Source organism: Ruegeria sp. SCP11 (assembly GCF_040329455.1).
GTDB classification, from domain to species: domain Bacteria; phylum Pseudomonadota; class Alphaproteobacteria; order Rhodobacterales; family Rhodobacteraceae; genus Ruegeria; species Ruegeria atlantica_E.
In genome coordinates, this window is sequence record NZ_JBDZYG010000003.1 from 27,703 (window position 1) to 39,501 (window position 11,799).

At 58.1% G+C, this 11,799-nt stretch carries 8 protein-coding genes; 1 reads left to right on the forward strand and 7 read right to left on the reverse strand.

Annotation, left to right across the window (positions count from 1 at the left end; all coding sequences use genetic code 11):
* Position 1 precedes the first annotated feature (1 nt).
* The 7 genes from ABLN94_RS05730 to ABLN94_RS05760 all read right to left on the reverse strand — a co-directional run bounded on the left by ABLN94_RS05730 (position 2) and on the right by ABLN94_RS05760 (position 7,785).
* Positions 2 to 958, reverse strand: a complete 957-nt coding sequence (locus tag ABLN94_RS05730; RefSeq protein WP_352990241.1) for an ABC transporter ATP-binding protein — start codon at positions 956 to 958, stop codon at positions 2 to 4.
* Complete coding sequence (locus tag ABLN94_RS05735; protein WP_170495112.1) at positions 955 to 1,932, reverse strand: ABC transporter ATP-binding protein; 978 nt, start codon at positions 1,930 to 1,932, stop codon at positions 955 to 957. Before ABLN94_RS05735 ends, ABLN94_RS05730 begins: the two co-directional genes overlap by 4 nt.
* 4 nt (positions 1,933 to 1,936) lie before the next feature.
* Positions 1,937 to 2,839: an ABC transporter permease subunit gene (locus ABLN94_RS05740; RefSeq protein WP_352990246.1), complete on the reverse strand. Its 903-nt coding sequence runs from the start codon at positions 2,837 to 2,839 to the stop codon at positions 1,937 to 1,939.
* Positions 2,839 to 3,846 (reverse strand): ABC transporter permease subunit, encoded by a 1,008-nt coding sequence (locus tag ABLN94_RS05745; protein WP_352990249.1) that lies wholly within the window; start codon positions 3,844 to 3,846, stop codon positions 2,839 to 2,841. Before ABLN94_RS05745 ends, ABLN94_RS05740 begins: the two co-directional genes overlap by 1 nt.
* The gene (locus tag ABLN94_RS05750; protein ID WP_352990252.1) at positions 3,846 to 4,940 is read right to left on the reverse strand and encodes a Xaa-Pro peptidase family protein; all 1,095 of its coding nucleotides are present in this window, start codon (positions 4,938 to 4,940) and stop codon (positions 3,846 to 3,848) included. The genes ABLN94_RS05745 and ABLN94_RS05750 overlap by 1 nt, the downstream gene beginning before the upstream one ends.
* Positions 4,941 to 5,005: 65 nt before the next feature.
* Positions 5,006 to 6,589: an ABC transporter substrate-binding protein gene (locus ABLN94_RS05755; RefSeq protein ID WP_352990254.1), complete on the reverse strand. Its 1,584-nt coding sequence runs from the start codon at positions 6,587 to 6,589 to the stop codon at positions 5,006 to 5,008.
* Between the two features lie 275 nt (positions 6,590 to 6,864).
* A complete protein-coding gene (locus tag ABLN94_RS05760) occupies positions 6,865 to 7,785 on the reverse strand; it encodes a LysR family transcriptional regulator (RefSeq protein WP_352990256.1) in 921 nt (306 codons plus the stop codon).
* 335 nt (positions 7,786 to 8,120) lie between these two features.
* On the opposite strand from ABLN94_RS05760, the gene ABLN94_RS05765 reads away from it, so the two are divergent.
* Positions 8,121 to 11,774, forward strand: coding sequence for a beta strand repeat-containing protein (locus ABLN94_RS05765; RefSeq protein WP_352990259.1), 3,654 nt, complete (start codon positions 8,121 to 8,123; stop codon positions 11,772 to 11,774).
* The last annotated feature ends 25 nt before the right edge of the window (positions 11,775 to 11,799 follow it).

Here is an 11,799-nt window from a genome sequence, read left to right on the forward strand (position 1 = left end):
CCTAGTCCAGCGGATGCAGGCAGGCGACCTGGTGGGTTGTTCCACTCAGTTCCGGAGGCGCAGCGCGGCATTCCTCAGTCGCCAACCAGCACCGTTGCGCAAAGGCACACCCCTTCGGGATATTCATCGGCGACGGCAACTCACCTTCCAGTTTGATACGATCTTTTCGGGCCTCGGGGTCGGCGCGCGGGGTCGTAGAGAGCAGTGCCTTGGAATAGGGATGCCGGGGCGCGGCGAATAGCTGCTCTTTGGGTGCTTTCTCAACGGCACGGCCCAGATACATGACAATCACGTCGTCGGCGAAGTGTTTCACCACGGACAGGTCGTGCGAAATGAAGAGGTAAGCGAGGTTCAGACGCTCTTGCAACTCGACCAGCAGATTCAGGATTTGCGATTGGATTGAGACGTCTAGCGCCGAAACCGGTTCGTCCAGCACCAGAACCTTTGGGTTCAGCATCAGTGCGCGGGCAATGGCGATCCGCTGGCGCTGACCGCCCGAGAACATATGCGGATAGCGGTCGTAATGCTCAGGACGCAGGCCCACAAGGTCGATCATCTCACGCGCGCGCGCTTCGCGGTCGGAGGCGGACATATCGGGGCGGTTGATGATCAGCGGCTCCTGCAGGATTTGCCCGATCCGCTGGCGCGGATTGAGCGAGCCGTAAGGGTCCTGAAACACGATCTGAACAGTCTCACGCATCTGGGCCCATTTTGACGGAGTGATCTCGACCCCGTCGATGGTCAGACTGCCCGAAGTAGGCTCTTCAATCATCGTCACCACACGCGCCAGCGTCGACTTTCCGCAACCGGATTCACCGACAATGGCCAGCGTCTTGCCGGGTCGAAGGTCGAAATCCACGCCGGACAAAGCTTTGACCGTGGCCGGTTTCGACAACAACCCGCCTTTGACGGTGTAGAACCTGGCCAACGCGCTGGCCTGAACGATGGGGGCGGTCATGCCAGTTCTCCGGCGGTTATTCTTTCAACATGGTGGCAGCGGGCCTTGCCAAACTCCGCGCTATGCGGAGTTGGAGGCAATGATCGGCAAATATCATCAGCATATTTGCATCTAGGGCTGAACAGGCATCCTTTGGGCCGGTCGAATTGACCAGGTACCACGCCCGGAATGGTGGGCAACATTTTGGACGTTGCCCGCTCTGGCAGTGCGCTCAGCAAAGCTGAAGTGTAGGGATGCCGTGGTGTGCGGAACAAATCTTTGACCGGCTGTTCCTCTACCTTTTGACCAGCATATTGCACCTGCACGCGCTCGGCGGTTTCGGCGACAACACCCATGTCATGGGTGATCAGCACCAAACCCATGCCCTGTTCATCACGCAGCCGGATCAACAGATCCAGAATCTGCGCCTGAATGGTGACATCCAGCGCCGTTGTCGGCTCATCTGCGATAAGAAGTTTGGGATTGCAGGCGATAGCCATTGCGATCATGACCCGCTGATTCATCCCCCCTGACATCTGGTGCGGGAAAGTATTCAGGCGGCTTTCGGGCGCAGGGATGCCGACCTGATCGAACAGTTCAATCGCGCGTTGGTGGCGGTCTTTACGGTTCAGGCCCAGATGAATGCGCAAGGCTTCCTTGATCTGAAAGCCGACTGTGAAACAGGGATTCAGCGACGACATTGGTTCCTGAAAGATCATGGCGATGTCTTTGCCGATGATCTTGCGCCGGTCGCGGGCCGAGATTTTGGTCAGGTCGATGCCTTCGAAACTCAGTTGGTCGGCGGTGATCGTGGCAGTCCAGGGCAGCAAGCCCATCAGCGCCAGCATCGACACTGATTTGCCCGAGCCGCTTTCACCCACAATGGCCATCAACTCGCCCTTATCGACGGATAGATCAACGCCGTCCACAGCGCGGAATTGCCCAGAAGCGGTGGCGAATTCGACAGTAAGGTTTCGGATGTCCAACAGGCTCATGTCGTCAGCTCCGCTTCAGTTTTGGGTCCAGCGCATCGCGCAGGCCGTCGCCCATCAGATTGATGGCGAGCACCGTGATCAGGATGGCAAGGCCGGGGAACGTCACCACCCACCAGGCGCGGAGGATGAACTCGCGCGCTTCGGCCAGCATGGTGCCCCATTCGGGTGTGGGCGGCTGCGCGCCCATGCCCAGAAATCCAAGGGCCGCAGCGTCCAGAATCGCGGTAGAGAATGACAGCGCCGCCTGCACGATGATTGGCGCCAGACAGTTGGGCAAAACGGTCTTGAACATCAGGCGTGCTTTGCTTGCGCCGGCCACGCGCGCCGAAGTAACGTAGTCCTTCTGCCGTTCCGCCAGCACTGAGGCGCGGGTCAGGCGTACGTAATGCGGCTGGAAAACGATGGCGATGGCGATCATCGCATTGGTCAGTGACGGGCCAAGGATCGCGACCAGAACAAGCGCCAGCAGCAGCGAGGGGAAGGATAGGATTATATCCATCACCCGCATGATCAGAGTGTCGACCCATTTCGGAGCGAACCCGGACAACAGCCCGATGATCACACCGCCCGTCACCGCCACACACACCACGACGATGCCGACAAAGAAGGAATAGCGTGATCCCATGATCAACCGCGACAGCATGTCCCGACCCAGCGGGTCGGTGCCCAGTGGGAAGGCCCAGCTTCCACCCTCTTGCCACGCTGGGGGCTGAAGGATGTGGTCTCGGAACTGCTCGGTCGGGTCGTAAGGGGCCAGCAGTGGCGCGAAGGCTGCACAGAAGACAAAAGCTGAGAAGACCCACAGACCGAACACCGCGCCGCGGTTTTCGCTGAAGTAATACCAAAACTCGCGCAGGGCGCTGGGGCGGTCTTCGGTTTTGGGTGCGTTTGCAGACAGTTCAGCCATTACCGCCTCCGGATTTTGGGGTTGATGATGCCGTAAAGGACATCGACCAGTAGGTTCACCAGCATCACGATCACGGCGATCATCAGCAGGCCGCCCTGCACCACCGGGTAGTCGCGGCGGAAGATGCTGTCGACCATCCACTTGCCGATGCCCGGCCAGCTAAAGATTGTCTCGGTCAGGATCGCGCCCGCCAGCAAGGTGCCAACCGACAGACCAATTACCGTAATCACCGGGATCAGAGCGTTGCGCAGCGCGTGCAGCCCGTTGATCCGCGCGGGCGCAAGACCCTTGGCGCGGGCGGTGCGGATGTAATCCTCGCCCAACACTTCGAGCATTGCCGAGCGTGTCTGACGCGCGATCACCGCCAACGGGATGGTGCCCAGAACGATGGTGGGCAGAATCAGGTGGCGCACGGCCGATCCGAACGCCCCCGCCTGCCCCGACAGCAGGCTGTCGATCAGCATGAAGCCTGTGACACTTGGGAAATAGTACAGCAGATCGATCCGGCCCGAGACCGGCGTCCAGCCCAGATTGCCCGAAAATACGATGATCAGCAGCAGCGCCCACCAGAAAATCGGCATCGAATACCCGACCAATGCCGAGGACATCAGCGCCCGGTCAAAGAACTTGCCCCGGTTCACAGCGGCAATCACACCTGCAGGCAACCCAAGCGCCACCGCAAAGATCATCGCGCAAATCGACAATTCCAGCGTCGCGGGGAACAGGGCAAAGAATTCATCCCAGACCGGTTTCTTGGTGACAAAGCTTTCGCCCAGATCACCGTGCAGGACACCGACGAGGTAGTCCCAGTATTGCTGCAGGACCGGTTTGTCGAAGCCCAGCTTCTCGACCATTTCCTGATAGCGTTCTTCGGTCATGCCGCGTTCGCCAGCCATGACGATGATTGGGTCACCAGGCAGAACCCGGATGAACATGAAGGAAATCAGCGTCACGCCCAGAAATGTCGGAACGAACATGCCAAGGCGTGTGAGTAAGTAGCCAAACATCAGCGACCTATGATTGTGAGATCTTTGGGAAAGCTGGTCAGAGACCGACAGCCATCCTCGGTAACAAGCACGTCATCTTCTATGCGTACGCCGAAATTGTCCAGTTCATAAAGACCCGGTTCATTGGTCCAGACCATGCCAGGCAGGATTTTCTGGTCATTTCCACGCATAATGTACGGTGCTTCGTGAACGTCGCGACCCAAACCGTGACCCGTCTTGGTACGAATGCGGTCGGCATAGGGCGAGGCTTCGAGCACGCTGATCACCGCGTCGTCGATATCGTGGGCGGTGACGCCGGGGCGGCAGGCCTCGAACCCGGCGAGGTTGGCACGCAGAACGGTGTCGTAGACGTCCCTGCCCTCGTCCGAGACCTCGGCCACAAAGAAGGTGCGGGTTATATCGGCGGCAAACCCGTGTTTGCGGGCGCCGAAATCAAACAACAGCGCGTCGCCCGGTTTGATCCGGTAATCCGCACGCGCCTTGCCATGGGGCCGCGCCGAGTTATCCCCCGCTGTAACGATCGGCGCAAAAGCCAGCGAGGCGGCGCCTTCAGCAAACAGGGCTTGAATAAGGGCTTGCTCGATCTGAACCTCGGTCTGACCAACGCGCACATCCGCGATCACGCGGGCCAACGCACGTTCCGAGATATCAATCGCCGCTTGCATTGCTGCGATATCGGCTTCGGTTTTGCAAATCCGCAGGCCGGAAATTTCACGCTCGGCATCCACGATGCGCAGGTTTGGCAGCGCGTTGGTGAAAGCCTTGGACACAAAGACCCGCATTACCTGCCCTTCGACGGCCAGTGACGTCAGCGGCATATGATCGGCCAGCGCCGCAAATGCGTCGTCATAGCCGGTCTGATCGAACCAGTCGAAGACAGCGCCTTCGAACCCGACCAGTTCCCATGACCCAAGCTCGAGATTGGGGACTACCGCGGCTGGCGCCCCTTCGGCCGGGATCACGACCACAAAGGGCCGTTCGTGGCTCATGAAGGGTTTTCCCAAAGCGCGGGTGAAATTCGGACCGGGCACAAGCGCCACGGCATCCACTGACATGTCCTTTGCCAGTTGACGGTATTCGGACAAATCCGGCATTGACGCCGACCTCCCAAAAAGAAAACCGGAGCCGCCGATGGCGGCTCCGGTCAGTGAGTGGTGATTTACTCGACGCTTACGCCATAGAAGATATGGCCGCCCAGCGGGTGCACCTTGTAGCCTTGCACTTCGTTGCGCATCGGCATGAAGACAACCGAGTGTGCGATAGTCGCCCAGGGTGCCTGCTCTTTGAAGACGACCTGAGCCTCTTCGTACAGTTTGGCGCGCTCGGCCTGATCGGTGGTCTGCTTGGCCTTCAGGATCAGGTCTTCGAACGGCTGGTGGCACCATTGTGCGCGGTTCGACGCTTCGCGGCCGTCACAGCCCAGCAGAACGGCCAGGAAGTTGTCTGGGTCGCCGTTGTCCCCGGTCCAGCCCAGCAGAACGGCACCATCCCGGTTCAGTTCTTTCGAGCGCGACAGGTACTCGCCCCATTCGTAGGACACGATCTCGACGCCTACACCGATCTTGTCGAAATCGGCCTGGATCAGTTCGGCCATACGGCGAGCGTTCGGGTTATAGGGACGCTGCACCGGCATTGCCCAGATTTTCATCGACAGATCGGACACGCCTTCGGCTTCCAGCATCGCCTTGGCCGCTTCGGGATCATAGGCGTCGTCGGTGATGGCGTCGTTATAGCCCCACATGGTCGGCGGGATCGGGTTCTTGGCAACCTGGCCCGAACCTTGGAACACCACGTCGATGATGGCGTTCTTGTCGATCGCCATGTTCAGCGCCTTGCGGACGTTCGGGTTGTCGAACGGCTCCATGGTGGTGTTGTAAGCCAGATAGCCGACGTTCAGGCCCTCTTGCTCCATCATGTTGATGTCCGCGTCATCCTTCATCGCCTGAATGTCGGCGGGGTTCGGATAGGGCATGATGTGGCATTCGCCTGCCTTCAGCTTTTGGTAGCGAACCGAAGCATCCGGGGTAATGGCGAAGATCAGGTTTTCAACAGCCGCCGGATCTTTCCAGTAGTCGGCATTCTGAGCATAGCGGATCACCGCATCCTTCTGATAGGCCACGAACGAGAACGGACCGGTGCCGATGGGCGCGGTGTTCAGTTTCTCAGGAGTGCCCGCTTCCATCATCGCATCCGCGTATTCGGCGGACATAATCGACGCGAAATCCATCGCCATGTTGGCAACAAACGGAGCTTCAGGCTTGGTCAGAGTGAACTTCACCGTGTAGTCGTCGATCTTCTCGATCGACTCGACCAGTTCCGGCATGCCCATGCCCTTGAAGTATTCCCAGGTACCGCCCGACACTTGGTTGTATGGGTGGCCTTCGTCCTTCTGGCGCATGAACGAGAAGATCACGTCATCTGCGTTGAAGTCGCGGGTCGGGGTGAATTCGTCGTTGGAATGAAATTTCACACCCTGACGCAGTTTGAATGTATATTCCAGACCGTCGTCGCTGGCCTCGACGCTTTCGGCCAGACCGGGGATCACGTTGGTCGTGCCCGTTTCAAACTCAAGCAGGCGGTTGTAGATCGGGTGCGAGGACGCATCAAATGTGGTTCCGGCGGTGAACAGAGCCGGATCGAAGCCCTCAGGCGAACCTTCAGAACAATATACCAACGTATTTGCCTGTGCCGCGGCAGCCGACAAGGCAATCGCAGTAGTTGCGGCCATTAGTTTCAGTTTCATGTGGGTCTCCCAGAAATGTATTTAGTCAGACATTCGCAGTGCTCTTTTTGGCCAGAGCTTCCTTTGACGACTCGTGTCATCGCGATATCTCTGCCCAATGTATCCAAAATACAAAATCCATTGTCAACTGACTTACGCGAACCTGCACAAGTCACTGAAAATGGGCCGGATACACTGATACGTTCGGTGTTTTACAGTATATCGGCAAGGGGAAATGGCGGAGTGCAGCGCCCCGCCTAGAATCGTCAACCGGGTCGAGCGCACCCGCTATGGTGTTACGCAACAAATGTTGGCGTCACACCTACGGGCGGTTTTTCATTGATATAGGCGCCGATGCGGTCCAATAGCGGCCGTCGGGGACAGTTGGACCGCGTTGCCGCGCCCAGATCGCGTAGATGGCCGGGTGCCTCAAAAGGCACAAAACACAAAGACCAGTTGTCGCGCTTGAATTGCTCGGCCGCCAGAGCCGACACGATAGTGCAATCATCCGAATGGCAGATATGGCGACAGATTGTTTCAAAGCGCAGCGCGCTCAGGTCGAAGCGTTTACCAATCCGATGCGCAGGATCGGCCTTCGGCAGACGATTCTCAAGGTCGTAGCCAAAGCTGTGGGGCAACCGGATGAAGTCATGCGCAGGCACATCTTCAGGTGCGATTGAGGGCAACGTGCACAGCGGGTGTCCTTCGCGGACCGCCAGAAACAGAGGCTCTGACCAGATCGAGGTGAAATCCAGCGTCGCGCTGGTGTTAGCTTTCGCGACCAGTGCCAGATCCAGTGTGTGATCTTCAACCATACTGAGCATGTTCTGCGGCAGATCCTCTACCATCGTGACCCGCATGGACGGGAATAACGTGCTGAACAGCTCCGAGAAATAACGCGTCAGATAGGGTGCAAGGGTCGGCGTCATACCCACATTGAACGGCACCGCCTCGGGGTCGCGGAACTGGGTCGCGGTATCCCGGATGTTCTGGGCATCATTGAGAATGCGCTCCGCGATCCCAATTATCCGGGCACCGCAAAGCGTCGGACGCACCTCATTGGGCAGCCGCAGGAACAGCTCGGCCCCCAGCTCTTGTTCCAGTTTTTTGACCTGATTGGACAATGCAGGCTGCGATACATTGCACGCCACCGCAGCTTGGCTGAACTGGCCATGTTTGGCGATGGCGAGCACATATTCCAGATCTCTGAAATTCATAATGGTTATAGATGCGTCTTTTTCGGGTCTTGGGAATACCGCTGATTTAGCCCAACACCCCCGCTGCTGCATGAAAACACGTTCACTTTCACTGACGAAACCGTCAATCCGCGCAAACGAATAGGCTTGGATCACAGCGTGAGAATTCATAAGTCATTGATTTTAAATCGCGTAACTATGTCAGGTATCACGCAAACCGTGACTATTTGCGTTGGTTATACCCCCAATTCGAAGGATGAATTTTAGCGGATCGGCGGTGGTGGCTACCCCTTTGCTATGTGGAACGCCCAGACCAGTGGCGCGCCGCATAACAAAAACCCATGATGGAGTCCCCCATGCTGTCACAATTTATGGAAAGCCTACGCGCACGTCTTTTGACCACATCAACACTGGCGCAAGAGACAAGCCGCGACGGCCAAACCCTTATCAACAACTTTTTCCAGAGCATCGTGGTCGATGATACTCCGGCCTTTGTTCTGGCGAACGATTTCTCTCGCCTGCTGAACTTTGGCGAAATCGTCACCAACAACGCAGTCGCTGCAGTTCTTGCGCAGGGTCAGGATGTTGATGTCTTCAACTTCCGCACGGGCCGGATCGAGGCCAATAACGGCCCCGATGCATTGGCCACCGGCGTTCAGGTCACTGGCAGCGCCGCCATCCGCAACTTCGGCGAGATCGCGGGTGAGTTTAACGGCGTTCAATTTGCTGGCTCCGACAGTTCGGGTTCTTTGGACAATTTCCGCGGTGGCGTGATCAGCTCGGACAGCCGCGCGGTTGATATTCAGGGTCAAGGCATCGATGTCCGCAACTTCGGCGACATCATCGGTACGAGCGATCAGCGCAACGGCACGATCTACACCAACAGCACGGCCGAGGATGTTTCGATTTCGAACTTCGCGGGTGGAACAATCGATGCTGGAGAAGGCAATCAGGGAGCCGGTATCTCGCTTCAGATCGGTGACGAGATTGGCGACCGTGTCGAAACCGATCTGTTCAATGGTTTTGGCGGCACCATTCAGGGGCGTGGTCAGGCAGCCTCGAACACGTCGCTGGCAGGTGACGGCATCCGCATTGATGATGGCGCGGAAGGTATCATCCTTGAGACCGAAATCATCAACAGCGGCCTGATCTCGACCGAGAGCAATCAGGGCACTGCCGCCGGCATCCGCATCGCAGATGGCGCGAATACCAAAGGAGAGATCCTAAACACCTCGACCGGTGTGATCGAAGGTCCGCGCATTGGTCTGTATATCGGCAACGGCGAACATGATCTGGACGTGCTGAACTTTGGCACCATTCAGTCGGGCAGCCGTGCGGTGAATATTGATGGCTCCGGTGTTGACCTTATCAACGGCGGTGACATTCTGGGCACCGGCAATCAACGCAACGGGACAGTCTATACCGACGACACCGCATCCGATTTCTCGATCAGCAACCTGGCAACCGGCACCATCGACGCAGGCGAGCACAATAACGGCGCGGGTATTTCGCTGTCGCTGGCCGAGAACGGCAACGGCGATGTCCAGATCGAAAATGCCGGTACCATCGCAGGTCGCGGCAACGCGGGTGCGGCTCTGGGAACCGCAGGTGACGGTATCCGTCTGGAAGGCGCGCGCCTCGAAGGCGGCGGTTTTGGTTCCGCCCCTTTCACAGGCACCATCACCAACAGCGGTACAATCTCCTCGGAAGGCGCAAACGGTACTGTCGGTGCGTTCCGTGCGGTGAACAATGTCAACTTCCAGGGCCAGCTGGTCAACGAAGAAACCGGCGTGTTCGAAGGTGGTCAGAACGGGGTGTACTTCGGCACCGGTGATCACTCGGGCGGTTCGTTTGTGAACCGTGGGATTGTCAGTTCGGACAGTCGCGCACTGAATATCGACGGCGTTGGTTTGGAAGTCGTTAACGAAGGTGAAATTTCGGGTACTGGCGACCAGCGCAACGGCACCGTCTATACCGATGGCACCGCCGACAACTACACCTTCACAAACACCGGTCTGGTGGATGCAGGCGAAGGAAACAACGGCTCGGCCGTTTCTCTACAAACCGGTGACATCTCGGGGGATGTAGTTTCAGCGGCAATCCTGAACGAAGGCACGCTGCAAGGTCGCGGTGACGCCCTCGAAGGCAACCAAGTCGGTGACGGCCTGCGTCTGTTCACCGGCCAGGATGATGCCTCTTTCGCCGGAGTTGTTGTCAATGAAGGCCTGATCGCAGGATCCGAGGACTCGGACACGGCAGCGGGCATTCGTGTCGACGGCGGTCTGAACCTTGTCGGCGCAATCCTGAACGAAGGTGAAATCCGCGGCACGGTCAATGCGATTGACGCCTCGGACGCGGCTGGCGTCACCATCGTCAACGACGACGAAGGTGTGATCAACGGCAACGTGTTGCTGAGCGATGGTGATGACATATTTGTCGATCTGGGTACCACCAATGGCGAACTCGTTGGCGGCGCAGGAGATGACGTGCTGATCGCAGGCGATGGCGACAATGTTCTGACCGGTGGTCTGGGCAATGACTTCATTGAAGGTGGCAAAGGCTTCGACACAGCCGATTTCTCGGATCTGGATGTCGGGGTCGAAGTCTCGCTGGATGCCAATGGCAACGGAACCGCAACACGCGACACGGGTTTCAATGTCTCGATTGTTGACGTTGCTGTCGTGGATCCAGATCAGTTCGGCTCGGATATCCCGGACCCCAGATGGTTTGTTGAAGAGGCGGTTCAGGGCAACCTGTACTACAACATCCACACCTCGGACTTCCCAGCCGGAGAAATCCGCGGACAATTGCTCGTCGATAGTGATGTAACTCAGAACGGCATCCGCACCATTACCCTCAGCGGAAGTCTGGACGCGGCGCAGGAGCCGGGACCAATCTCGGACAGCGAAGCAACCGGTGAGGCGACAGTCGTTATCACTCGGAACCTGAGCACGCGTGAGGTCACATATTCCAGCGAGCTGAGCGTTGTGGGCCTGAACGAGGCTGACCTTCTCACCCCGATCCCGGGTGTTGTATCGGCCATCCACCTGCACAATGCACCTGCGGGCATCAACGGCCCGGTCGTGTTGGACACGCTGGTAGATGCAGGTGCCACGCTGGACGTAGATGCTGTTGGCGGCACCGGTGTCATCGGTCAAGACGTGATCGAGAACCAGATCGAAACCGACATTCTGCAGTCGATCGCACGGGTCGTCGGTTCTGACGACGCGGACACCATCGACCTGTCGGGTTTTGACGGCGTCACCATTGATCTGGATCTGAGCACCCCTGCCCCGAACCCGGCAGGCAATGGCGACGAAGGTTCGCAGGACAGAGCCATCATCGTGGACGGCCAGATCGCAATCGAAGTCGATGATTTCGAGAACGTGGTGGGCTCCAGCGGTGACGACCTGATCCTGGGCAACAATGAGTTCAACATCCTCGACGGCGGCGCCGGGAACGATGCCATCCACTCGTTCGGTGGGGCCGACATCATCATTGGCGGCGAAGGTACGGACACTGCGTTGTTCACCGCTGGACCGGGGGTTGTTCTGGATCTCGACGAAGAGGGCAATGGTGTTGCGCAGGTCAACGCGCCGGATGGTGCATTACTTGATCAGGTGTTCGGGTTCGAGAACATCAACGGCTCGAACAACGCGGGCAGCCCGAATGGCGGAAACGATGTGCTTTCGGGCAACTCAGGCGCAAATGTCCTGAACGGTCAGGCCGGTGACGACGTGCTGAACGGAGAGGGTGGCAATGACATCCTGATCGGCGGTGCGGGGAATGACACCTTCACCTTCGGCGCGAATTTCGGCGACGACGTGATCGAAGACTTTGAGGTTGGACTGGACCAGCTTCAGTTCGGTGATCTTGGCCCCGACTCCGCTGTGGCACTGAATGTCACACAGGACGGTGATGACGCCTTAATTTCGTTCGGCGACGAAGGCTCGGTCCGTCTGCTCGGTGTCAACAGCGGCGACCTGACTGAAGACGACTTTGTCGCATAAGCGAACCCTAGCGGGGCGGCCTTTG

What these genes read in the sequence shown, in the direction of transcription:
- ABLN94_RS05765 (WP_352990259.1), top strand. Translation starts at nt 8,121, where the DNA reads ATGCTGTCACAATTTATGGAAAGCCTACGCGCACGTCTTTTGACCACA.
- ABLN94_RS05735 (WP_170495112.1), bottom strand. Translation starts at nt 1,932, where the DNA reads ATGAGCCTGTTGGACATCCGAAACCTTACTGTCGAATTCGCCACCGCT.
- ABLN94_RS05740 (WP_352990246.1), bottom strand. Translation starts at nt 2,839, where the DNA reads ATGGCTGAACTGTCTGCAAACGCACCCAAAACCGAAGACCGCCCCAGC.
- ABLN94_RS05760 (WP_352990256.1), bottom strand. Translation starts at nt 7,785, where the DNA reads ATGAATTTCAGAGATCTGGAATATGTGCTCGCCATCGCCAAACATGGC.
- ABLN94_RS05755 (WP_352990254.1), bottom strand. Translation starts at nt 6,589, where the DNA reads ATGAAACTGAAACTAATGGCCGCAACTACTGCGATTGCCTTGTCGGCT.
- ABLN94_RS05750 (WP_352990252.1), bottom strand. Translation starts at nt 4,940, where the DNA reads ATGCCGGATTTGTCCGAATACCGTCAACTGGCAAAGGACATGTCAGTG.
- ABLN94_RS05730 (WP_352990241.1), bottom strand. Translation starts at nt 958, where the DNA reads ATGACCGCCCCCATCGTTCAGGCCAGCGCGTTGGCCAGGTTCTACACC.
- ABLN94_RS05745 (WP_352990249.1), bottom strand. Translation starts at nt 3,846, where the DNA reads ATGTTTGGCTACTTACTCACACGCCTTGGCATGTTCGTTCCGACATTT.